Here is a 22499-nt window from a genome sequence, read left to right as displayed (position 1 = left end):
AGATGAGATGCGCAATTGCACAGCATTCTAATGGCGGCGACAATATCTGTTAACTGGATTATTAAGATAAGGGTTATCGGTTATATAGATATGCGATTTACTCTACGTCAACTGCAAGTCTTCGTCGCCGTCGCCCAGCAGGAAAGCGTCTCACGCGCTGCTGGCCTTCTGGCCTTATCTCAATCCGCCGCCAGCACCTCGATCACCGAGCTGGAGCGTCAATCCAGCTGCCAATTATTCGATCGCGCCGGTAAACGCCTGAGTCTCAACGCTCTCGGTCACCAGCTGCTGCCACAGGCCGTAGCCTTGCTGGACCAGGCCAAGGAGATCGAAGACCTGCTGAACGGCAAGTCCGGCTTCGGCTCCCTGGCGGTCGGCGCCACGCTGACTATCGGCAATTACCTGGCCACCCTGCTGATCGGCAGCTTCATGCAGCAGCACCCCGAGAGCCAGGTAAAGCTGCACGTGCAGAACACGGCCAATATCGTGCACCAGGTTGCGCATTACGAAATTGACCTGGGTCTAATCGAAGGCGACTGCAGCCACCCGGACATCGAGGTGCAAACCTGGGTCGAGGACGAATTGGTGGTGTTCTGCGCGCCGCAGCATCATCTGGCCAAACGCGGCGTGGCGACGCTGGAAGAGCTGACCCACGAAGCGTGGATCCTGCGGGAACAAGGCTCGGGCACGCGCCTGACGTTTGACCAGGCCATGCGCCATCACCGCAGCACACTGAATATCCGCCTGGAGCTGGAACACACCGAGGCGATCAAGCGCGCGGTGGAGTCGGGGTTGGGTATTGGCTGCATCTCGCGGCTGGCGCTGCGCGACGCGTTCCGCCGTGGCAGCCTGGTACCGGTGGAAACCCCGGACCTGGACCTGGCCCGGCAGTTCTATTTCATCTGGCATAAACAGAAGTACCAGACCTCGGCCATGCGCGAGTTCCTGGAACTGTGCCGCGCCTTTACCGCCGGGGTTCAGCGCAGCGACGAGATCGTGCTGCCGAGCATCGCCTGAGGCTTAAACCAGGATGACGGCCCAAACCAGGGTAATCATGGTCAGTGCCACGAACTGCGCGGCGCTGCCCATGTCCTTGGCGTTTTTCGACAGGGGGTGGCGGTCCAGGGAGATGCGGTCGATGGCGGCTTCAACCGCCGAGTTGAGCAATTCAACGATCAGCGCCAACAGGCATACCGCGATCAGCAGCGCGCGCTCGACCCGGCTGACATTGAGGAAAAAGCTCAGCGGGATCAGGATAACGTTGAGCAACACCAGCTGACGGAAAGCCGCCTCACCCGTGAACGCCGCGCGCAGGCCATCCAGGGAGTAACCCCCTGCATTGAAAATACGTTTGATACCGGTTTGACCCTTGAAAGGCGACATAGACGTAGGCAACTGACCTGAAGGAGTGGGAAAACTAGTTCACGCAAAGTCAAAAAAGCGTGAATTGTTAACAACTTAATGCTGCGAAATTGACTCAAGTTGTTGCAAGAGCAGCGCCGCCTGGGTGCGTGTGCGCACGCCCAGCTTGCGAAAAATCGCAGTGACGTGGGCTTTGATGGTCGCTTCCGACACGCTTAGCTCATAGGCAATCTGCTTGTTCAACAAACCCTCGCACACCATGGTCAGCACCCGGAACTGCTGGGGCGTCAGGCTGGCCAGGCCATCACGGGCGGCCTTGGCTTCGTCGGACACGTTGATTTCTTCAAACGCCTGCGGTGGCCAGGACACGTCGCCATCGAGCACCGTGCGCACCGCCTTCTGGATATCTTCTATCGCGCTGGACTTGGGAATGAAGCCGCTTGCGCCAAACTCCTTGGAGCGCACCACCACATCGGCTTCTTCCTGGGCCGACACCATTACCACCGGGATCTGCGGGTATTGCCCGCGCAATAGCACTAGCCCCGAGAAACCATAGGCGCCGGGCATGTTCAGGTCGAGCAGCACCAGGTCCCAGTCGGATTTTTCGGTGAGGCGGGCTTCCAGCTCGGCAATGCTGGCCACTTCGACCAGGCGTACATCCGGACCGAGGCCCAGGGTCACGGCCTGATGCAGCGCGCTGCGAAACAGCGGGTGGTCATCGGCTATCAGGATTTCGTATGTGGCCATTGATTAAATGATCCTGTTTTTAGGGGGGCCCCTGATCGGCGCCCAGCATGCCCAGCGTAGCCTGGGGGGTCAAGCGCTACGCCCGTGGGCATTTTAGCGGGTTGCAGGTGTACGGTGCCATCATGCAAACGTCGTCTGGTTATACCCCTGGGATATAGGGCGCAAGCCGTGTATGGGCACTGTCCGCAGGGTCCAACGGCAACAGGAACTTGGCCGCCAGGTAATGGGTGCTGAAAACGTCGAGGTAGGCGTCCAGTACTTCACTGGCAATGCCATCGTCGGCCAGTTCCAGGCACAGCGCCGCCACTTCGGCGGTGCAGAAATGGTCATCACGCTTGGAGCGGCGCAGTTTGTAACGCGAGAGCTGCTCCGGAGCCAGGCTCAATACCGGCAGATGCTCCAGATACGGGCTTTTGCGGAACATCTTGCGCGCTTCGCTCCAGGTGCCGTCCAGCAGAATGAACAGCGGGCGCTTGCCCGCCTGCACCTTGACCTCACTGACCACCCGCTCAGGCGCCACGAATTCGCCGGGGAACACGATATAGGGCTGCCATTGTGGGTCAGCCAGCAAGGTGAGCAAATCCGGGTCGACCTCGGTGCGCGCCCAGGCGAATGCGCTGGTGTCGGCGACCACATCAGCGATCAGCCAGCCAGTGTTGCTGGGCTTCATGGGCTCAACGTCAGCCATCAGCAGGCACATGGCCGACTTGGTCTCGACCTTGGGGCGCCAGGCACACAGGCAGTACTCGGGGATGACCCGGCAACCGGGGCAACGTTCGGCGCGGGAACCTCGATTGACGAAAGGTTTTATGGCGCGCGCCAGACGCTGGGTACGCAGGCGGGAGACGGCGTGGCTCATCGGGTGCGCCGCAAGGCGGGGTAAATCGACACGGAAGAAACTCGTGGCAGGCTGAAGTAGCCGTAGTTTACCAGCGATACGCCTGGCTGTAGTGGCAAGCGCTCACCTATAATCGCGCGCCACTGAACGCACAGCCCAGTGGCTGGTCTATGCACCAGTAACCGAATCAGGAGAGTTTCATGTTGCGTTCCACGCTGCGTCTTGCCGCCCCATCCATCGCCCTTGCGCTGGTATTGCCCGTGGCCGCTCAGGCGGCGTCTCTGCTGGAGGCGCAAATGAACCGGAAGCTGCAAAGCGTCGCAGCGGAAAGCAACAAGGACCTGCCCCGGGAAATCGATGAAAAAACCCTGGAAGTGGCCTATACCGTTGAAGGCATGCAACTGATCGACCACCTGAGCGTCATGCCTGATCGCGCCGAACAGATGCGCGCCAACCCCAAGGCGGTGTATTTCCAGCTGGGGCAAAGCGTGTGCTTGAACAAGGGGTATCGCGAGTTGATGGCCAAAGGCGCGGTAATGCGCTACGAAATCACCGAGAACAAGACCAATCGCCCTGTAGCCTCGGTGAAATTCGTGGAAGCGGACTGCCCTGCACCGGCTGCGGCGAAGAAGAAAAAGTAAGCGCAGCTTGACCTTCGCGCGCTGCCGTCCGGTGGCGCGCACTCCCCCGCTTCAACTCCCCGCAGGCAGCTAAACTCCCCACTGAGTGACTAATAAGCGGTTGCCAGACAAGGGTTTTTCGGCCCATGATCAAGCCATCCCATCTGTCCACGCTCAGTAGTTTTCACTGCTGTTCTGTAACAATTTCAGGGCAAAAGAGGCATGCCCTCCTGCGGCATGCAACGACACATGCAGTGTCGTGGCCCCGACGATCTCTGTCGGCTACCCAGGCCCTGTGAAGAAGGAGAAGTTGAATGCCTGATGAATCGAATGACCTCCTGCTGCGTGATTTTCAAGAAAAAGGAATCGACCTCACGCAACAGGTCGAAGCTCAACTCCAACTGATCGCCCCCAGCAGCCCGAATATCCCCCTGTATCGCGACATGATTCTTACCGTGCTGCGCATGGCCCAGGACGACCGTGACCGCTGGAACGCGAAAATCACCCTGCGCGCCATCCGCGAACTGGACCACGCTTTCCGCGTGCTGGAACAGTTCAAGGGCCGACGCAAAGTCACGGTATTTGGCTCGGCACGCACGCCGGTGGAAAGCCCGCTGTATGCCTTGGCCCGCGAGGTCGGTGCACTATTGGCACAATCGGACCTGATGGTGATCACCGGCGGCGGCGGCGGCATCATGGCGGCTGCCCATGAAGGCGCAGGCCTGGAACACAGCTTGGGTTTCAACATCACCCTGCCATTTGAACAGCATGCCAACCCGACCATTGATGGCACCGAGAACCTGCTGTCCTTCCACTTCTTCTTCACCCGCAAGCTGTTCTTCGTCAAGGAAGCCGACGCGCTGGTGTTATGCCCCGGCGGTTTCGGTACCCTGGATGAAGCCCTGGAAGTATTAACCCTGATCCAGACCGGAAAGAGTCCGCTGGTACCGGTAGTGTTGCTCGACGCACCCGGCGGCGGTTTCTGGCAAGGCGCACTGGACTTTATCCGCAGCCAGCTGGAAGCCAACCGCTATATCCTGCCCACCGACCTCAAGCTGGTGCGGTTGGTGTACAGCGCTGAAGAGGCGGTGGAAGAGATCAATCAGTTTTATGCCAACTTCCATTCCACGCGCTGGCTGAAACGCGAGTTTGTGGTGCGCATGAACCACCCGCTCAGTGATCGTGCCCTGGCGCATTTGCAGCAAGAGTTCGCCAGCCTGCGATTGAGTGGGGAGTTCCAGCAACTTGCCTATACGGGTGAGGAGCATGATGAGCCAAGGTTCAGCCATTTGACGCGGTTGGTGTTCAACTTCAATGGGCGCGATCAGGGGCGACTGCGAGAATTGGTGGACTACATCAACTTGCCGGAGAACTGGGCCCAGGCTCAGGGGAAGGCGCAGCAGCGGGCGGCACCGGAGCCGGCGTGATTTTTTGAGGGCAAAAAAAAAGACCCACTATTTTCATAGTGGGTCTTTTTGGTGGGGGGCTGGTGGGAGTTTGGTGGGAGCCTGGTGGGAATTTGGGGCTGCTTCGCAGCCCAACGGGAGCAAGCTCCCTCGCCACAACAAGCTCTTTTGCCATAAGCTCTTTTGCCATAAGCTCTTTTGCCACAGCACGCTCTTTTGCCACAGCTGTCCCATGACGCCGTGTTGTTCTGCGATTCAGTCGTCCATATCTTTACCGCTCAATAGGCGGCTAATCATGTCCATCGAAAACCCGCGATAGCTCAAAAACCGACCTTGCTTCGCACGCTCCCGGGCATCAATTGGCAGATGGCCAGAGAACTTGCGTCGCCAGGTCTGTTCCAGCTGCGACTGCCAGCTGATACCGCACTCACGCAGGGCAAGGTCGATATCCGCACGTTGCAGGCCACGCTGACTCAGCTCTTCACGAATCCGCGCGGGTCCATATCCGGAACGGGCGCGGTAGGACACAAAACTTTCGAGGTAACGGGCTTCCGACAACAGCCCTTCTTCCGTCAAACGGTCAAGGGCAGTTTCGATCATCTCGGGCTCTGCGCCACGCTGACGCAGTTTACGCGTCAGCTCGACTCGACCATGCTCGCGGCGAGCGAGCAGGTCCATCGCAGTGCGCCGAACGGCGACGAGTGTATCGAGTACAACAGTCATCGTTTGCTTCAGATGTCAGTGTCGGCTTCTTCTACTTCTTCAACCGGCTCGCGGTTGGCGGCAGCTTTCACGTCTGGCGCTGCGGTCAGCAGCTTGTCGCGAATCTGCTTCTCAAGCGTGGCAGCGATATCCGGGTTGTCCGCCAGGAACTTGGCCGAGTTGGCCTTGCCTTGGCCGATCTTGCTGCCGTTGTAGGCATACCAGGCACCGGATTTCTCGACGAAGCCGTGCAGCACGCCCAGGTCGATCATCTCGCCGTTCAGGTAGATACCCTTGCCGTAGAGAATCTGGAACTCAGCCTGACGGAAAGGCGGGGCCACTTTGTTCTTAACGACTTTAACGCGGGTTTCGCTACCGACAACCTCGTCACCTTCCTTCACCGCACCGGTACGACGGATATCCAGACGGACCGAAGCGTAGAACTTGAGTGCGTTACCACCGGTGGTGGTTTCCGGGCTACCGAACATCACGCCGATCTTCATACGGATCTGGTTGATGAAGATCACCAGGCAGTTCGCATTCTTGATGTTACCGGTGATTTTACGCAGCGCCTGGGACATCAGACGGGCTTGCAGGCCCACGTGCATGTCACCCATTTCGCCTTCGATTTCAGCCTTTGGAACCAGGGCGGCCACGGAGTCGACCACGATCACGTCGATGGCGTTGGAGCGCACCAGCATGTCGGTGATTTCCAGGGCTTGCTCACCGGTGTCCGGCTGCGAAACCAGCAGGTCGTCAACGTTGACGCCCAGCTTGCCGGCGTACTCAGGGTCCAGGGCGTGCTCGGCGTCGACGAACGCGCAGGTGGCGCCCATTTTTTGTGCCTGGGCAATCACCGACAGGGTCAGGGTGGTTTTACCGGAAGATTCAGGACCGTAGATTTCAACGATACGGCCTTTAGGCAGGCCGCCAATGCCGAGTGCGATGTCCAGACCCAGAGAGCCAGTAGAAATAGCCGGGATCGCCTGACGGTCGTGATCGCCCATACGCATTACGGCACCCTTGCCGAATTGACGTTCGATCTGACCCAGGGCCGCAGCCAAGGCTTTCTTCTTGTTGTCGTCCATTAAAGTCCTCACGTAATCAATAAGGCCGGGGCGGCCAACACCTGTATAAGTAGACAGTATTGTTCCACAAAGATCGCAGATCGCCTACCCCTGATTTTCTATTTCTGCTGCAGCTCGTCGCAACAAGCCCTCTAGCGCGGCCTTTACCGTTTGTCGGCGGACCTCATCACGGTTGCCGGTGAAGTGCGCAAGCTCAGCCGTAACCTCGTCGCCCACCCCAAAGGCTAGCCACACAGTGCCCACCGGTTTGTCCGGCGAACCGCCATCAGGGCCCGCCACGCCACTGACCGCCACGGCAAAGCGCGCCAGGCTTTTTTCCTGCGCACCGCGCACCATGGCCTCGACCACTTCCTGGCTGACCGCGCCTACTTTTGGAAACAAGGTTTCCGGCACATTCAACTGGCGGGTCTTCTGGCGATTGGAATAAGTGACATACCCCGCCTCGAACCAGGCCGAGCTTCCCGGAATCCGCGTGATGGCTTCGGCAATACCGCCGCCGGTACAGGACTCGGCGGTGGTGACGTGGGCGTTGAGTACCTGTAAACGGCGGCCCAGATCAGCGGCAAGTTGAGTGATTTCCTTCACGGTCGTCTCCAGACGTGGGCAGGGGTTCGCCTACCCTACAGGAGCAAAACGCACACGCAAGCGCCAGACTGGATCAAGATGCTAACGGGCGACGGCGCGCACATAGGCCTGGCACGCACGCAGTGCGATCAGTCCGTCGTCGCCGGCATCGGTGATGCTGATAATTCGCTGAGCATGCGCCGGGTCAAGTCGGGCTCGCGGGGCTGCATGAACCACGCCGCCGGCGGCGGCGGCGGCAGGCATTGGGGCGGGGTCGGTGGCGTCGAGAAGGACTGACAACCGCACATCGGCAGTAGCCAGGCGGTCACGCAGAGCAGCCTGGTGACGTTGGGCATCGTTCAACTCCCGAGTGTGTTGTTGATCGCTGGCACTGAGCTGTTGCTCCAGGGCCAGCCGCTTGTCGTGTTCTAACTGATGTTGCCGCAGGGCCGCCTGGCTTTGCAGGCTCAGCGCCTGCGCCTGCACGGCCGATTGCCGCTCAAGCTGCGCACCATAGCGCCAGGCTTGCACCTGCCAGGTCACGGCCATGAGCAGGCAAACGCCGATCAGCTGGCACGCCCCTAAGAAACGCATAACGCCGCCTTCGCCCGCGCCCACAAGCGCAAGCGCTCTTCCAGCCCATAGAGCCCGCCGTTGATACGCCGCGTGATGGTGGTGAACTGGTCGTTGTCGGCCAGCTCATTGAGGCCATTGCTTTGCCAGAACCAGGCCGCGGATTCACAAGCCCACTGTGGCTGTTCCAGCAATCCCGGCTGTCGCAACAAACGCTCATCGCCAAACAAGGCTTGGCTGCATGCCAGGTAGTTGCGGCGGCCGGTAATCTGGATCAGCCCCCTGCCCCGGTACCGCTGGCCGTCGCCGTCCGCTTCGGGGGTGTTGCCCAGGCGCGCGGCCAGGGTACCGGTGTCGTATTTGCTCAGGTATTGATCGCTGCCGAGTTCGCGGACGTAGCGCAGCTCGCCGGATTCATGCGCGATTTGGGCAAGGCAGGCGGCGGCGCGCTTGGGGCTGTTGATCGCGTATTGAACAAAAGCCGCGTTGAGTGCGGGCAAAAAAATGCCCGCACTCAGGCGGGCTCCGGGCATCACGTGCAGCAGTTGGGGCAGCGTTATCACCATGGGTTTTACTCTTGAAACTATCTAAATCGACAGGCCTTGCGCAGTAATCGTGCTGCGATAGCCCGTCACCGGATCGCCGACATGCACCACCTGCGTCATCGACCATCGCCCCTGCATGTAGGACGGCCAGGTCTCATCGAGAAGCAGCAGCCCTTCGGCCGTCAGCAGCGGGTTGCCCGGACAGTCGATGTTCATTTTCATACCTTCACGCCCCACACGACGCAGCTCACTCTGCGCGACGGCTCGGGCCTCGGCTTCGTTCTGGTAGCGTTGGCGCAGGGCTTTGAAGGGGGCAACGCCGACCTGAACGACACGCTGCTTGCCAGCGGCGGCATCCCACCACGCGACGCGGCTGCCCATGTAGGTCGCGCGGGATTTTTCATCAAGGCTGGCGGTGATGAAAGCTTGCTCACCGGGACGGTTGTCCTGGGTCACGGATAACGTCACCTCCGGCAATAGTTTGCCGGACAGCGAGTGGGTCTTCCCCGCTTCGGCCAGCACATACAGCTCGTTATACGGCTTAGTGACCGCGTTGTAGCGCGCGGCAAGGCGGGTGATGAAGGCCATGTCGCTTTCGTTGGACTGGTCGATATGCGCGATCTCAATACCGTCCAGCGCCGGCGCCACACGTGGCGAGAAACCGTGACGACTGACCAGTTGGCGAAACAATGCCCCCAAGGTTGTAGGCCCATAGCTGTCGGATCGGCGCTGACGATAGCCGCTGGCGTCCACCGTGCTGAACGGCGCAGCAGTGGCCACAATCATCAAGCGCGAGGGAAACAGCACGGGGGTTCGCTGGCTGACGACAAACTCGCCCTTTTCGACTAACCCTGATTCCAGATATCCGACGCGCAAACCGATCTTGCCACTCAGGCTGGGCAAGCCCTCCAGCCCTTCGATATTGAGGGTCAGCTCCAGCCGGTCGGCTTGAATGCCCGCAGCATCGGTGTGGCTCCAGCGCAGCAGGCGTTGATTGAGCAGCGCCGCATTGGCCCCGTAAAACTCCACGATGGGCGTAAATCCCTGTGCCATGCCGCCTCCTTAATCCCAGGCCAAAACGGGTGTCACAGCACTAGGCCGCGATTGCATTTCGGGCACGACCACCCACACACCGGCCGGCAGCACCGGGCCATATTCGGCAAGCGTTGGGTTCAAGCGCCAAAGGGTTTCTTCCGCCACGTCATCGCAACGGCCCAACTCGCGGTAGAGCAGCAGGTTGACCGAATCACCAGCAATACTTCGCACTCTACGCATTAGTGAACTCCTCCAGTTCCAGGGTCCAGTTCATGACCATGGCAGTGCCGTCGTCGATCACGTTGCTTTGCGTTTCCACCACCGAGTTGATCCGCCACAGCCCCCAGTTGCGGCCGATTCCATCGACCAGCGGCAGCGGCGCGCGGGCATTTTGCAGCGCGCGCAATTGATCCAGTTGTTGCATGCCAGTGCCGTACATGGCCTTACCGGTGAACGTGAGTTTTTCCAGCTTCTGCCCGCTCTGCCGTGATTGCGGCTTGCTGGCGATAATCGTCAGGTCGCTCCAACCGCCGTCGCTGTTACGCACCAACGAGGAATAGGCAAACCCTCGGGACAAGCCAAAAATAAAGTCGCCCAAGACCATTTGTTGTCGCATCAATCACCTCCTGGAGGATCGGCCAGTGCCGCGTTACGTCGGGACCCCAGCACGTCGGTAACCATCGGCATGCACTGGAATTTCAGGGCCTGGATCACTTGGTTGACCACTTGTTGTGAGTCCGCTGGGTTGACGCCGCTGATCTGGATGCTTGGGGCCAGGGTGACCTGGACGCTGTCGGTGCGCGCTATTGAGCTCTTTGCCTACTGCGCCAGGCTCGGGCAGGCGATCACTTGAGCCGAACAGTTTGTCTCCCAGCCAGGCGCCAGCCTCGCTGCCCAGCAAGCCGCCGATTGCGCCACCGACAGCAGTGCCGACGCCGGGGAGCACCAGCGTGCCGATGGCGGCACCGGCATAGGCGCCTGCCCACGCACCGCCAGCGGTGCTCAGGCCGGAGCCGATGGCGTTGGCGTCGCCATTGCGCACGCCCTGAATGAGGTCCACGGCAGTGTCTGCATATTTCAACGGCCCGAGACGGCGTGCACCGGTTGACTCCAGCTTGGCCAGTGCTCCGTTCAATGCGCTGACTGGAACGCCCGGCAAGTTCGGTGCTGGCGCAAGGGACCTTGCACCAGCAAAGGATTGAACGCCTTGCGCAGGCGCTCCCGGACCACCCGCTGCGTTACCGGCGCTATCGGAACCAGGACCAGGCGGTGTACCTCCACTGCCGTTTTCTCTGTAAGTTTTAAACTTCTTGCCAACCCGGTCGAAGACCCAATCAACCGTTTTTTCTGCGAGCTTGCTCTTAAGCGCATCCAAGAGTTCGCCGACAACCGCCTTGGTCCCACTCATCAGAACGCCGTCAGCGGGCGTCTTAACTTCATCTTTCAGGACGCTTGTGGTGACATCCGCCGTCTTGGGCGAAAGAGAATCGCCGTTAATGAACAACGTGCTATTAAGCGTCTCCAGCGTCTCGCGCAGCCGCACTTGCTCCTGGGCCAAGGCGTTGATATCCACACTGAGCGTGAGCAACGCAGAGCGCAGCGCCAACTGCGGCTGCGGCTGCGATGCAGACTCCAGGCTTAGCGGTGCCGCCGCACTCGCGGAAAACGGCGCCAGCACATTGCCCAGGTCCGCCTCGCCGACCATCCAACGGTAGTCTTCCTGGACTTGCCTGATCCCATATTTAGTCTCTTGCATCCCGCTCTACTCCTGTTTAACGCCAAGGCGAGTGATCGCGATGTCGTAGCGGCGCAATGCTTTTGCGGCGTCCCAGTCGAGGATCTCCGCTTCATTTACCGAGTAAACCAGCGGCACCACATCGAGGATCACTTCGATGTCGCGTTGCGAAAGAAGGCCGCCGGTTGATTTAAAAAATCGTCGATACGCTCCTGCAGCGCGGTCCAGTCGGGCACGGTCAGGCCGGCGAGATCGGGGATCATCAGGCCGGTGCAATGGGCGGTGATGAACTCGGCGCGCTCTTTGTTGGTGGCGAGTTTTTTCATCACTTTGGTGGCGCGCAGGGCAGGCATTTCCAGGGGCAGTTCGGTGAAGGTACGGCCAGCAGCGTCGAGGGGCAGCAGCAGTTGCACAGGCTGGTCATGGGTGAGTGGCTGCGGTTCGCCGAGGAAGAACGAGGCAGGACGCGTCGACATCTCATGTACGTATTGGGCGATGGTTACGTAGTCCGGGCGCTTGAGTTGGTCGAGTTCTTTTTCCGACAGGCCGGTGGCGAGTTTCGCCAGTTCAAAGAACTGGTCGTCCTCGTCCTCACCGGCCCGGGCCAGCGCGTCTGTTTGCGCGGCGTAGTACAGCGGTTTGAGTTGCACCTGCTCGATTGCAACGCCGGTGTCGGCGCTGATCGGGGACAGCAGGCGGTGCAGGGGTGGCATCCAGGCCATGGGGCTATTCCTTGGTTAAACGTTGTTGAAAAATTCCCAGCAGCTCAGGGCGAGCACGATCAATGTGCCAGCCGGCTTACCCGCAACCTATGTGGCAGCTGGCTTACCCACAACCTATGTGGCAGCTGGCTTACCCACAACCTATGTGGCAGCTGGCTTACCCGCAACCTATGTGGCGAGCGGGCTTGCCCGCGTTGGGCTGCGAAGCAGCCCTGCAACTATCACCGCGGTTAAACCTGACACGCTGCCGTTGGCCTTACTTGGGGCTGCTGCGCAGCCCAACGCGGGCAAGCCCGCTCGCCACAACAGCACTATGCGCACTGTTGCAGGTACCGAGGCTTCGCTTAAGGCATCAGCACCGCGCGGCGGGCATCGCCGAGGATGTCGACGCCGTTGAGCACGAACTTCTGGGTGCGCACGTCGATGTCGATTACCGGGATGCCATTTTCCAGGCGGTTGTAGGTGCGGCAGGACAGTTCCAGGGTGGTGGTGGCCTTGTCGCCCATCTTCAGCTTGGCTTCCGCCAGGGATTTAAGCTTGCCGCCCACGGTGTGGTAGGTGAAGTAGGTTTTGCCGTCCTGATCCTGGCCGGCTTCGCGCACGTTGAGCAGGATGTCGTCGCCCAGGCGCACGCCCAGGGCCAGCATGATTTCCGGGCCGGCGCCTTGCAGCACCAGTGTGGCGCCGAGCACTTTGCCGCTCTTGGCCATTTCTTCGGCGATAAAGCGCCCGCCGGACATGGCTTCCATGTCGAACTCGATCTTCGGTGGCGTGAACTCCTCCACAGTGGCGGACAACGGCAGGCCTTGAAGGGTGGCCGCGATGGCCTGTCTGACTCGGTTGGTAAACATTAGAGAACGTCCTCCAGGAACTGCTCGATGATTTCGTCACGGGCGTTGAGTTGATAAATCATGTGTTCGTTTGGCGCGTAGCGGCCGTAGTCGATGACGATGAACCAGGTGCCGTTCTTGTACTTCTCGACACTGTTCAATTCCGGGTGCAGGTACACACTGCCGCCGGGGATGGTTTCGTCGGCCACCAGGGTTTGCAGCCAGTCGTTGATGCGCTTGACCTCCTGGTCCATGAAGGACTTGGTGAGGTTCTTGGCCATGGCTTTCTGGCCGGCCTTGACCAGCTTGCGGCTGATGGCATCTTCCAGGCCGACATAGCTGATGAACTTGCCGGTGATGGAACGGTTACCCAGCAGCGAAAAACCGCCAAGGATGGTGCGGGCGTAGTAGCTCACGCCATAGCGGTTGAGCAGGTCGCCTTCGGTGGAGGTGTCGAGGATGTTGTACTCGACCACGCGGGAAACGTCCTCGGCGAACGTCACCTGGTTACCCGGGCTTTCCCATTGCTTGACCTTGGCCAAGGCCGCGATAGCCAGCGACGAGGGCGCCAGGAACACGTTTTTCTTCGCCGCCTTGGAGTACACCGACGGCATGTTGTGTACCAGCAGGCAGCGGTCGAAGCCGAGGTCGGCACCGCCCAGTTCGCCGCTGTAGGTCACTTGATCGGCGACGGTTGCGTCTTTGCCATCCAGCACCACGCGGGCCTTGATGCGCTTGCCGAAGGAAGCAAACTCACCGGCCACCGCCTTGACGCCAGTGAAGCCCGGCGCGCCGATAATGGTCAGGTCTTCCGGCACACTGGCCAGTGCCGCCAGGCCCAGCTTGCGGCCGGTCACCGGCTCGTCGCCGCCGATCACATTGTTGAGCGTGTCAGCGGGAGTCGCGCCCTCCTCCACGATCACCACGTAGACGGGCACTTTCACCACTTTGAGGATCTGGTACACGGCCTGGAACAGCGTGCCGGTCTCGGCGCCGGTGGGGTCCAGCAGCGCCTGCGTGGTGAAGCTGTTGATGCGAAACGGCGCGTTTTTCGGAATCGACGCATGCGCATTCGGCGCAGTGCCGACCAGGCCGATCACATTGTCACCCAGGCCACCCATGGCCTCAGGGGATTCAGTGGCATTCACGGTGATGCCGTTGTGCTCGAAGTTCAAAACCTCAGCCATGGTTAGTCAGCCTTCTTGGTGGTGGCCTTTTTGGCCGGGGTGGAGTTGAGGACGCTGGTGAGTTCCAGGCGGCCAGCAGTGCGCAGGGCGGATGCTTCGACGTCCAGCAGCTCCAGTTGCTGGCCGGCGACAGACCAATGGCCGGCGCCGGTGGGGAATGGGATGAGGACGGTGTAGGTTTGGCGGTTTGCCATGTAGGTAATCTCCGGGCGAAAAAAAACCGCTCAAGGCGGCGGGTGTTCAGATCGAAAAAGACAACGCCCCGTCAGTGCGGGGCGCTTGTCGGGCGATGTTGGCTAACGCACAGAGTCAGGCGACTGGGGCCAATCGATGTTGGCTGGGAAGCCCGTTTGCTGCTCGATGCGATTGAGGTCGATGCGGTAATTTTTCCAGAGAGTCAAACGGGCAACTTCATCATCGGTAGCCCGATCAACGTCTACCGCGTCTTGCAGAGGGGCAATGCGCAAAGCGGCTGTCCCCAGCAAGCTATCGCGAGTGGAGTAAGCCATCACGGCCTGGTCCGGCATCCTTGGGGTAACGAAGTTCAGATAGCGCGCATCATCATCCGCAACCTCAGTCAGCCCCTGAACGCCTGTCTGAGGATCTTGAGCGCCGGCAAATGCAGAAACCACGATGTCGTCGATGATTTGTAGATATTTCATATTTTGTACCCTGAAATTGCGACCCGATAAGTGGCCGTGCCGCTACCAGCGATAGACGTGCTGACCGCAAATTGTCTGCTTGTGTTCAGCGACAACCCAGTAAAAGGGCAAGCAGCAGTGCCGGTGGGCACTACCCCGGCGGTCAGAATTGACAGACCCGCCAAGCCCGGCGCATCGCCCTCTGTCAGCAACAACCCCAACTGCGAGGCTGCTGTGCAAGTGGCTTCCAGGGTTCCGTTCATCGAGACGGCGTTAAAAGGAACCATCGCGCCTGCGCTCACCAGAATGTTCGTAACAATGGCGTTTGTCGTGTACACGTAAAAACTACCGACACGTACCTCTCTATCGCGCACCGTAACAGGACTGATTTGGGACGTTACGGTGGTTGGAACTACCGTCAACAGGCAGGAGGCCGTATACCCAGTGGGCATATGCACCCCGCCGTAAACTTCGCTGGCTTTGCCGCCGGTTGCGTTTACAGCGAGCAGGCCGGAGGCATTGGCCGTTGGGTTATAGATAGCGTAGATACCGACAAATCCGTTCACAGGCGCGGCGCCGGTATCCATGCCGCCAACACCGACAGTAGCGACGTTGATTGTCTTGTTGAAGTTGGACAGTTTGTAGCTTTTACCGCCAAGTGCCGTCATCAGGATCAATTCGTCGGCTGTATATGTCGAGGGCGTAGCTTGAGTACCGACAAACATCTTCCCATTCCGGGTAGTTCCGACAGCAGGGCCGTTGACCGAAAGCTCTTGAAGTTGTGTAGCCAGCGCTGATATATCAATGTTTCCCTGATTGACAGGGGCATTCCATGCCTTGATACACCACATGACTACTAGATTTCGAGGTCGATTCGATAATCCGTTAAGCGAAAATCGGAGGTCTACGTCCGAAGCGCTGCTGGCATCACCCGTATTGAGCCAAGCTGTCTGATTACCATCGCCCGGCACAGTTACATTAAAAGGTGCAATCGTTCCGCTGCTATTCGAAAGTCGCCCTTCAATACCCATGACTGTTCCGCCACCAGATTGATAAGTTCCGATTGCCCGGCCAGCATCAATCCCGCGTCCATGATCCCAACCTCGAAAAAACTCTCCTCGAGACTCCGGCAACCGCGTATACCCCGCCGCATCCCCCGCCAAATTGAATTTCTTCGCCAGATAAGCAGCCAAATCCGGATAAACATCATCCTTGAACAAACTGTTATCCACCTCCAAATATCCAGGCGGAACCGACCCCAACGGAAACGGCACCATCACTCCAACCGGCAACGCCGACGCCTTGGCAATCAACCCCTCAATCTCAGCCTTGGAATACGTCCCCTTCCCGAGGTAATCCATCACCCAAGCCCGCGTCGCCTTCACCACCGTGTCATCAATCAACAACGTCACAATCGCGGCATTACTCGTCTCAAAGATCGAACGGATATAAAACTCTTTCCCCGACCCCGACGTCGCCAACACCGGCTTATACGACTCCGGGTACTTAACAACGGCATACAAAATCCCGGTATCCGTCCACAGCCCGGCCTCGCGGACATACCATCCGCCCACCTCCGAGGGAATGGTGACTTCGGCCATCAGCCAGTTGGCGTTTTTCTCATCCTGAAACAGAGCATTCAACGGCCCGCGCCAGACTTCTCGTTTCAGCGCTTTTGCGCTGGCATCAGGGTTGTAGACGGCGCCATTGCCGTCGCCGACGGAAATCTGCGCCAGTTTGATCGGTACGCCGGCTGCCTTGCAGGCGGTTTCGTAGGCGATCCCCGCGTCGGTGAGCAGGGTGTAATAGTCAGCCATTTAGTGCTCCTGTGGATAAAGGGTGGTGGTTTCGACGGTGTAGAGCGCGGCGGCCATAAAGGCGCGGCCCGCAGCCTCGACACCCGCCAGCACGCGGGGGTAAATCGTGGTGAGTTCGCCGCACAACGTAGCGGCGCCAATGCTGTGACGGCCGGAAGCGCTCAGGCCTACGGAGATCGACAGGATGTCGCGCTCGCTTTTGGCGTCGGCCAGGCGCCGGTCGAGTCGGGCGTCGATGGTTTCGCTGTAGGGCAATTCGGTCCAGGCGCGTACGGCAAAGCTGTAGGGCACGCCCGGCGGTTTTTGCTCGTACCACGCGCGCACTTCGGGGCTCAGTTGCAGGCCCTTGGCCGCGTTTTCCAGGGCTTGTCGGGTGCCGGCCTGGCGGGCGGTGGGCCACGCGAGTTTGACGGTCAGGCGCTTCTCGCCCTCGGGGGCCGTGGTGCTCCATTCGTTCACCGCGCGGTCCGCTGCCAGGTAGGGCAAGAACGCCGCCGGCGTCAGATCCGGGTCCATCAGTTGAGGGAAAGGTGGCGTAACCCTTTCCAGCAAATAGCCAAAACCCAGGTCCAAGGCCTTTTCCAGGGGTGAGCTGTTGGCGGGTAACAGGCTCGCTTTGGGTTCACTCATAGCGTGCGCACCTCCACCTCGACGCCCGTACAATACGGGGCCTGGAACGCGCTGCTGATGATCGGCTCCAGCGGTTCGAGGATCTGCAGTTGCGCGGCGCCGGCGCTGTGGATCGCGTAGTCGATCCAGCTCGGGTCCACGCGCCCTTCCAGGCGATGGCAAGAGTCAGCGTAGGTTTGCAGCAGGTGTTGCGCCGCCACTTGGGTCAGGCCGGAGTCCGGGCCAGCATTGATCCTGGCCACCACGCGAATTTTGTAAGGCTGAATTTGCGCACCTTGGACGGTGACAAGATCCGTCTCCGGTCGTACATCGGGCCGTGCGAAATGTCGCCGCACGCCGTCAAGCAAGTCTGCGGACGCGCTGCCATCGCCGTCCCTGGACAGCACGGTCACCATCACCTCGCCGGGGGCGGTGCGCCGTCCGTTGCCGTCCTTGACCTGGGCCGCATAGCCGTCCGGGTCAAAGGTATAGCTGACGGTCACCACGCCCGCGGTGGCGCTTTGCACCTTGACCGCCGGCCGCTCGCCAAGGGTGAACACCTCGCGGCGATACTGCATGCGCGAGCCCGCCGCCGGCGCATGGGGCGCCAGGTAGTAACGCAGGCGCGCATCATCGTCACTCTCCAACACCGGCGGCACCGGCGGGAAGGCGGCCGGGTCGCCGGGGTCCAGCACCTGGCGCTCCAGGCCCATATCCGCCAGGCGTGCATCCAGGTTGCTGCCGGTGGCCCACCACGCCAGCATCTGCTTGATGCGCGCGTTGTATTTGCGCTCGTGGGTTTGCAGGCGCACGCAAAAGGCTTCCAGGGCCAGGGTCAGCAGCTCGCTTTCATTGTCGAGGCTGGCCTTGAGTTTTACCGCGTTTTGCGGCGCGCGGGTGGCGACGTAATCGACCACAAACGCCTTGAATTCGGCCAGCAACGGCTCGAACGCATCCACCGCGATAATCGCCGGCTCCGCCAGTTGGTTCTGGCCAGGGATCAGCATGCTCATGTCGAGACCTCGAAGGATTGTTGGCGGTTTTTCCAGGTGCCGGCAAAACGCAGCAACAAACCTGCGCCCTGACGGGTGGCGACGATGACCTCGGGCTGGAAGTCAGTGATGCCGTTCTGGGCGTTGTAGAACGCCTGGGCGGCGTGGCTTTGGGCGAGGATCAAGAGGTCGTCGCCAAGGTTCTGGCCGAGCAGTTGCGCGATCTTCGAGCCGTACAACGGGCGCTTCTGGCGAGTGCCCACGGGAGTGGTCAGCGCTCGGGTGGCGCGCTGTACGAATTGCAGCCAGTCATCCACGGCTGCCCCGCTGTTCCTATCGATTCCGATCATGGCAAATCCTTATGCGCTGCTGATCACGCGGCCCTGGTGATCCACCACCGGGCCGCTCAAATGCACACCGGCGGCATCCAGCGACAGGCCGGTGGCGCCGAGTTGCAGGGTGATGCTCTGGGCGCTCATCGTCAGGCTGGCGGCGCCAACCTTGACGGCGACCTGTTCACGCGAGGCGCTGACAGTGGTCGGGCCGTTGACCCAGTTGAAGAGGTGGCTGGCGTCGTCGTAGTCGCTCTGGGTGCCGTCCTGATGGCGACGTCGGGTCAGCGAAGCCTGGCTGGAAACCGCTGGAAAGAGACTACTGTTAAGACCGAACAAGGCCACAGACTGCGCGCCCCCTTCCCCACCGCCATAGTTAAGCAACAGGCATTGCTCGCCCACTGACGGAATGCGGGTTTCGGTTTGTGCACCGGCGCTGGGGTTGAAAAACCGAATGGCCGGGCTGAGCAAATCACCGTGGCTGACCTTGCAGGTATTGCTGGCAGCATCGACCTCCTGGCACACGCCAATCCGGCAGAAGCTTTCAGCGCGTCGATAAAGATCCTCGAGCTGGGCCTCCATTTCCGCCAGACGCTCAACGATCGGCCCCAGCTGCATGCGTAGCAATGCGTCGAACATGGACTACTCCTGCAGAGGGCGATATTGGCCTGGATCGTCGATGTTCGAGACTTCCCAGGTGCGGGCAAACAACGGTGTGCCTGTAGGATCTTCGAGCAGCAGCGGGCCGAGATACAGGTTTTGGCTGAAGGACACCGTCCAGGTGTCGTAGTCCGTTTCGGCGCTGGTGAGGGTTGAAGGCGCGGCGACGATGGACGTCGGCAGATCACACTGGTCGGGCGGCAGGCCCCAGCGGTTATCCAGGGCCAGGTCCATCAACTGGCTGGCCAGGTCACAGGCATCAAAGGGTGCTGACCCGCTGGCGACCATAGCCCGCAGTGACACCGACAACGCATGTGCCTTGCGCCCTTCAAGGGAGCGAGTACCGGGGCCGTTGCGCTCCACGCTGATCAGCACACCGGTTTTATCCCCGGCGCCGCTGAAATCCTGATGAGTGCCTACACGCAATTGTGGGAAGGCGCCCTTCAGCGCCTCCCCTATTGCCTTGGGCAGTTCGGAAGGTTTTTCGATAAGTGTCATTGAGTTGCGTCCTTGCAGCGATTACGGCTGATCCTGGCGAGAGGTCGGGGCCTCGTTGACCCCGATGCGCTTGGCCGCCCAACGTTCATAAAGGCCGATGGCCACATCCGCGCCGGCCATGGCGGTGAGGCAGCCGATGGCACCCGCGGTCCAAATCGACATCCCGGCGGCGTAGCACAGCATCAACGCCGAAACCCCGCAGACCATGCACGCTCCAGACCGCAAGGCCAGGCGCCGTACCAGCGACCAGCCACGCGCGCCCTCCTTGTCGGCGCGCCACATTTCGCCGGATACACCGCCGATCAAGGCCAGTGCGATCACCAGCCAGATAGGCATTTCCGCTAACGCTTGCTGCTCGTTTGTCATGTCACGCCTCCTGGCTGAGCATTACCGGCAACGTGCCGGTGTGTTAGATAAATCCATTCATCGGTTGGCATTCCAAAAAGCCCGGTTACCCAGGCTTTTCAGTAATGATTTCCTCGATCTTTCGGCGCTACTGGCGCGGTACGGATCTTTCCTAAGATGTTTTTCCGACCACGATCCCTGTCTGCCGGATAACTGCTTCTGGTGCTTTACGCTGCACACCCGGGTCAGTTGCCAACCCTCTGAACCGTTAAGGCCGGTTCATCGCTGCCTGTTCTTGCAACGCGTTAAAACTAAAGAGCGTCGGCTTCCTTGCCGGTGTTGCCTGGCATCCCTGCCATCGCTTCGATGGCGTCCTTGCCGGTGTTGCGTGCCTTCCTTGTCTTCCTTGGCAGCATCCTTGCCGCCTCCACCACCTTATTGGCTGGCTTGAGATGGAGAATATGCATGTATGCATATACAGTCAATGCATAAATGCATTTATTTTCACCGCCAGCATGCGCCAGTGCATTTCTCTCCTTATGGATCAGGGGTTTGGGGATTTTCTACGGGCGAAAAAAAGCCCGCGCATTGGCGGGCTTTTTCTTACGCAGGGAGGTTAACGGGCGTACATGCCCCACCAGAACACATGGCCCAGGATGCTGATCTGCTCATCCTGGATATCCTGGAAGCTGTAGTCTTCATCCGGGTGTTCATCACGATTGAAACTGCGCAGGCGAATCCCGGAAGGCAGGCGGTAGAGCTGTTTAACCCGCAGTTGGCCATTGTGATTGATGGCATACAAGTCACCATCCACGATGTCGCCAATCCCGCTCTTGCCGGCGTTGACCCCAACCGTCGCGCCATCACGCAGCACTGGCAACATACTGTTGCCGCGCACCGTCACACACTTGGCCTGGTCGAACTGCACACCGTTATGCCGCAAGCTGCGCTTGCCGAACCGAAGGCTGGCCTTCTCGCTTTCCTCGATGACGAATCTTCCTGATCCAGCAGCCAATTCAACCTCGCGCAGAAAGGGGATCGACACCTCGTCATCATTAACGGGCGTGTCGTCGTCCCACAGGCTTATGTCCTTGAGTTCCGAATGCATCGGGTCGCGCCCGTCATCGCGCGAAACGCCCACTGCCGCGCGCCCGCGCAGCTGGTCGGTGCTCACGCGAAAGTACTCGGCGATACGGGAAATGTGCTTGTCCGACGGATCGACAATCTTGCCGCTAAGGATCCGGGACAGCGTGGATTGAGGCACGCCGGTACGCCGGTGAAGCTCCGTGGGGGAGATCCGGTCGCGGTCCAGCAGTTCTCTTAAGACGGTTGAAACGTTGCGTTTTTGCATAACGGGAATAATGACTGGCGATTTTGGGCTTGGCAAATGCTGATTTGCATGTTTTATGCATAAACAATGATTTATTAGGTGAAGTTTCGGCTACTTCCGTAGTTTGCAGCGCGTGATAGCCTCTCAAACACCGCTGAAACCGATGGGGATGGTTGATGGAGCAGGCCGCATTTCTCGATTCAGGCAGGATGACACTTGCCGAGAATGACATTTCAGAAGAAGCACTGCGCTTCGCACGTTCAAATAAAAAGTCTATTGCCAGACGCCTGACAGACAGAGCTATCTATCCGCCGGAAGAGTCGCCAGTTTCCGTATTCATGGCAGGATCGCCTGGCGCAGGAAAAACAGAGGCTTCAATTGCCCTTGTGAATCTTTTCGCTGACGTTTCCATTCTGAGAATCGATCCTGATGAACTTCGCAATGAGTTTGCCGCCTATCAGGGGGCAAATTCGTGGCTGTTTCAACGAGGCGTATCGATTCTGGTCGAGAAAATAATCGACCACGCCTTGGACCAGCGACAGTCCTTTCTTCTCGATGGAACGCTTTCGAATCTCAAGGTCGCCAGTAGAAATATCGAGCGCTCACTGAAAAAGGGAAGATTCGTACAGATCTTGTACGTGTATCAAAACCCCATGCTTGCTTGGGATTTTGTGAAGGCCCGTGAGGAGGCCGAAGGCAGAAGAATTCGTAAAGAACATTTCATCGAGCAGTATTTTGCAGCACGTGACGTAGTCAACGCGCTTAAGCTAGAGTATGGGGGCGACGTTCACGTAGATTTACTGATCAAGCATATCGATAATTCTGGACGGCTTTACAAAGCGGGTGTCGATAAGATTGACTACCATATACCTGAGCAGCATACACGGGCCGATCTAGAGGCCAGGCTCGGGCCACCATCAGGAGCGCATTGATGATTTCGATCAAGCTGGGCTTGTCCAAAGGTGTAAAAAGCTCCTTCGCGGACTTTATTCGTGACGCAAAATCTGAGCAAAAAAAGCGCGTCTACAGCGAAGTTCTCACTGAGGCTACCAAGCAACAGAATCTCGTGATGATGAAGGCAGAGACGAAAAGAGCCTGACTCCCAGAAATTCATTAAAAGCCCGGCCTAGCGCCGGGCTTTTTACTGGCCAAATTTCCCTCCTCAAAAATAGCCTTTCGCCCGGCAACATTCAGCAAGCGGCGAAAGGAAAACGGGCGCGGCGCATAACTTCGATCATTTAAGAGAAAGAGCGAGCAACCACTAACCTGTGGCGAGGGAGCTTGCTCCCGTTGGGCTGCGAAGCGGCCCTGAAAATGGGAC

General features: G+C 59.4%; 32 protein-coding genes. 5 read left to right on the top strand and 27 right to left on the bottom strand.

What is annotated here, in order from left to right; translation table 11 throughout:
* Positions 1-90 precede the first annotated feature (90 nt).
* Positions 91-1017, top strand: coding sequence for a LysR family transcriptional regulator (locus tag CXQ82_RS06185; protein WP_177409885.1), 927 nt, complete (start codon positions 91-93; stop codon positions 1015-1017).
* Positions 1018-1020: 3 nt separating this feature from the next.
* Here CXQ82_RS06185 and CXQ82_RS06180 read toward each other — a convergent pair whose 3' ends face one another.
* The 3 genes from CXQ82_RS06180 to CXQ82_RS06170 form a co-directional block, all read right to left on the bottom strand.
* Entirely contained in the window at positions 1021-1383 is a 363-nt protein-coding gene (locus CXQ82_RS06180; protein ID WP_065877192.1) for a diacylglycerol kinase, read from the bottom strand.
* 75 nt (positions 1384-1458) lie between these two features.
* On the bottom strand, positions 1459-2109 hold the full coding sequence (gene erdR / locus CXQ82_RS06175; protein ID WP_101267099.1) for a response regulator transcription factor ErdR: 651 nt from the start codon (positions 2107-2109) through the stop codon (positions 1459-1461).
* Positions 2110-2248: 139 nt separating this feature from the next.
* Positions 2249-2968, bottom strand: coding sequence for a tRNA-uridine aminocarboxypropyltransferase (locus tag CXQ82_RS06170; protein WP_101267097.1), 720 nt, complete (start codon positions 2966-2968; stop codon positions 2249-2251).
* A 179-nt stretch (positions 2969-3147) separates the two neighbouring features.
* Here CXQ82_RS06170 and CXQ82_RS06165 point away from each other — a divergent pair, with 179 nt between their 5' ends.
* Together CXQ82_RS06165 and CXQ82_RS06160 are read left to right on the top strand one after the other, a co-directional pair.
* Positions 3148-3588, top strand: coding sequence for a PA3611 family quorum-sensing-regulated virulence factor (locus CXQ82_RS06165; protein WP_101267095.1), 441 nt, complete (start codon positions 3148-3150; stop codon positions 3586-3588).
* 293 nt (positions 3589-3881) lie between these two features.
* Positions 3882-4994, top strand: a complete 1113-nt coding sequence (locus CXQ82_RS06160) for a TIGR00730 family Rossman fold protein (protein ID WP_101267092.1) — start codon at positions 3882-3884, stop codon at positions 4992-4994.
* Between the two features lie 234 nt (positions 4995-5228).
* On the opposite strand, the gene recX is transcribed toward CXQ82_RS06160, so the two are convergent.
* The 24 genes from recX to CXQ82_RS06050 form a co-directional block, all read right to left on the bottom strand.
* Positions 5229-5696 (bottom strand): recombination regulator RecX, encoded by a 468-nt coding sequence (recX, locus tag CXQ82_RS06155; RefSeq protein WP_101267090.1) that lies wholly within the window; start codon positions 5694-5696, stop codon positions 5229-5231.
* Between the two features lie 8 nt (positions 5697-5704).
* Positions 5705-6763 (bottom strand): recombinase RecA, encoded by a 1059-nt coding sequence (gene recA / locus CXQ82_RS06150; RefSeq protein ID WP_003189042.1) that lies wholly within the window; start codon positions 6761-6763, stop codon positions 5705-5707.
* An 84-nt stretch (positions 6764-6847) separates the two neighbouring features.
* On the bottom strand, positions 6848-7348 hold the full coding sequence (locus CXQ82_RS06145) for a CinA family protein (RefSeq protein ID WP_101267088.1): 501 nt from the start codon (positions 7346-7348) through the stop codon (positions 6848-6850).
* 81 nt (positions 7349-7429) lie between these two features.
* The gene (locus CXQ82_RS06140) at positions 7430-7921 is read right to left on the bottom strand and encodes a lysis system i-spanin subunit Rz (RefSeq protein WP_101267086.1); all 492 of its coding nucleotides are present in this window, start codon (positions 7919-7921) and stop codon (positions 7430-7432) included.
* Positions 7909-8466, bottom strand: a complete 558-nt coding sequence (locus CXQ82_RS06135) for a glycoside hydrolase family 19 protein (protein ID WP_101267084.1) — start codon at positions 8464-8466, stop codon at positions 7909-7911. The genes CXQ82_RS06140 and CXQ82_RS06135 overlap by 13 nt, the downstream gene beginning before the upstream one ends.
* Before the next feature lie 21 nt (positions 8467-8487).
* Positions 8488-9498, bottom strand: coding sequence for a contractile injection system protein, VgrG/Pvc8 family (locus tag CXQ82_RS06130; RefSeq protein WP_101267081.1), 1011 nt, complete (start codon positions 9496-9498; stop codon positions 8488-8490).
* 9 nt (positions 9499-9507) lie between these two features.
* A complete protein-coding gene (locus CXQ82_RS06125; RefSeq protein ID WP_101267079.1) occupies positions 9508-9720 on the bottom strand; it encodes a tail protein X in 213 nt (70 codons plus the stop codon).
* Entirely contained in the window at positions 9713-10096 is a 384-nt protein-coding gene (locus tag CXQ82_RS06120) for a phage tail protein (RefSeq protein WP_101267077.1), read from the bottom strand. The genes CXQ82_RS06125 and CXQ82_RS06120 overlap by 8 nt, the downstream gene beginning before the upstream one ends.
* Positions 10097-10129: 33 nt before the next feature.
* Positions 10130-11236: a hypothetical protein gene (locus CXQ82_RS06115; protein ID WP_256581881.1), complete on the bottom strand. Its 1107-nt coding sequence runs from the start codon at positions 11234-11236 to the stop codon at positions 10130-10132.
* Positions 11237-11242: 6 nt separating this feature from the next.
* Positions 11243-11368 carry a hypothetical protein gene (locus CXQ82_RS31550; protein WP_010212704.1) on the bottom strand — a complete coding sequence of 42 codons (126 nt, stop codon included), beginning with the start codon at positions 11366-11368 and terminating at the stop codon, positions 11243-11245.
* Positions 11365-11937: a phage tail assembly protein gene (locus tag CXQ82_RS06110; protein WP_101267075.1), complete on the bottom strand. Its 573-nt coding sequence runs from the start codon at positions 11935-11937 to the stop codon at positions 11365-11367. The genes CXQ82_RS31550 and CXQ82_RS06110 overlap by 4 nt, the downstream gene beginning before the upstream one ends.
* A gap of 344 nt (positions 11938-12281) precedes the next feature.
* Complete coding sequence (locus tag CXQ82_RS06105; protein WP_101267073.1) at positions 12282-12788, bottom strand: phage major tail tube protein; 507 nt, start codon at positions 12786-12788, stop codon at positions 12282-12284.
* Positions 12788-13954: a phage tail protein gene (locus CXQ82_RS06100; protein WP_101267070.1), complete on the bottom strand. Its 1167-nt coding sequence runs from the start codon at positions 13952-13954 to the stop codon at positions 12788-12790. The genes CXQ82_RS06105 and CXQ82_RS06100 overlap by 1 nt, the downstream gene beginning before the upstream one ends.
* A gap of 2 nt (positions 13955-13956) precedes the next feature.
* A complete protein-coding gene (locus CXQ82_RS06095) occupies positions 13957-14148 on the bottom strand; it encodes a hypothetical protein (RefSeq protein WP_101267067.1) in 192 nt (63 codons plus the stop codon).
* Between the two features lie 102 nt (positions 14149-14250).
* Complete coding sequence (locus CXQ82_RS31545; protein WP_256581880.1) at positions 14251-14616, bottom strand: tail fiber assembly protein; 366 nt, start codon at positions 14614-14616, stop codon at positions 14251-14253.
* Positions 14613-16412 (bottom strand): phage tail protein, encoded by a 1800-nt coding sequence (locus CXQ82_RS31540; protein ID WP_256581879.1) that lies wholly within the window; start codon positions 16410-16412, stop codon positions 14613-14615. Before CXQ82_RS31540 ends, CXQ82_RS31545 begins: the two co-directional genes overlap by 4 nt.
* Positions 16413-17042 carry a phage tail protein I gene (locus CXQ82_RS06080; protein WP_101267064.1) on the bottom strand — a complete coding sequence of 210 codons (630 nt, stop codon included), beginning with the start codon at positions 17040-17042 and terminating at the stop codon, positions 16413-16415.
* Complete coding sequence (locus CXQ82_RS06075; RefSeq protein ID WP_101267062.1) at positions 17039-18034, bottom strand: baseplate J/gp47 family protein; 996 nt, start codon at positions 18032-18034, stop codon at positions 17039-17041. Before CXQ82_RS06075 ends, CXQ82_RS06080 begins: the two co-directional genes overlap by 4 nt.
* The gene (locus CXQ82_RS06070; RefSeq protein ID WP_101267060.1) at positions 18031-18363 is read right to left on the bottom strand and encodes a phage baseplate protein; all 333 of its coding nucleotides are present in this window, start codon (positions 18361-18363) and stop codon (positions 18031-18033) included. The genes CXQ82_RS06075 and CXQ82_RS06070 overlap by 4 nt, the downstream gene beginning before the upstream one ends.
* Before the next feature lie 9 nt (positions 18364-18372).
* Positions 18373-18984: a phage baseplate assembly protein V gene (locus CXQ82_RS06065; protein ID WP_101267058.1), complete on the bottom strand. Its 612-nt coding sequence runs from the start codon at positions 18982-18984 to the stop codon at positions 18373-18375.
* Between the two features lie 3 nt (positions 18985-18987).
* Positions 18988-19503 (bottom strand): hypothetical protein, encoded by a 516-nt coding sequence (locus tag CXQ82_RS06060; RefSeq protein WP_101267056.1) that lies wholly within the window; start codon positions 19501-19503, stop codon positions 18988-18990.
* A 21-nt stretch (positions 19504-19524) separates the two neighbouring features.
* A complete protein-coding gene (locus CXQ82_RS06055; protein ID WP_101267054.1) occupies positions 19525-19869 on the bottom strand; it encodes a phage holin family protein in 345 nt (114 codons plus the stop codon).
* Positions 19870-20159: 290 nt separating this feature from the next.
* A complete protein-coding gene (locus CXQ82_RS31230; protein WP_157832145.1) occupies positions 20160-20315 on the bottom strand; it encodes a hypothetical protein in 156 nt (51 codons plus the stop codon).
* 149 nt (positions 20316-20464) lie between these two features.
* On the bottom strand, positions 20465-21199 hold the full coding sequence (locus CXQ82_RS06050) for an XRE family transcriptional regulator (RefSeq protein WP_101267052.1): 735 nt from the start codon (positions 21197-21199) through the stop codon (positions 20465-20467).
* A gap of 188 nt (positions 21200-21387) precedes the next feature.
* Here CXQ82_RS06050 and CXQ82_RS06045 point away from each other — a divergent pair, with 188 nt between their 5' ends.
* Both CXQ82_RS06045 and CXQ82_RS31375 read left to right on the top strand, forming a co-directional pair.
* Positions 21388-22110: a zeta toxin family protein gene (locus CXQ82_RS06045; RefSeq protein ID WP_101273726.1), complete on the top strand. Its 723-nt coding sequence runs from the start codon at positions 21388-21390 to the stop codon at positions 22108-22110.
* Positions 22110-22277 (top strand): hypothetical protein, encoded by a 168-nt coding sequence (locus CXQ82_RS31375; protein WP_164445031.1) that lies wholly within the window; start codon positions 22110-22112, stop codon positions 22275-22277. The genes CXQ82_RS06045 and CXQ82_RS31375 overlap by 1 nt, the downstream gene beginning before the upstream one ends.
* The last annotated feature ends 222 nt before the right edge of the window (positions 22278-22499 follow it).

This window comes from Pseudomonas sp. S09G 359, assembly GCF_002843605.1.
Classification (GTDB): Bacteria; Pseudomonadota; Gammaproteobacteria; order Pseudomonadales; family Pseudomonadaceae; genus Aquipseudomonas.
This window is presented reverse-complemented; position numbering and strand designations above follow the sequence as displayed.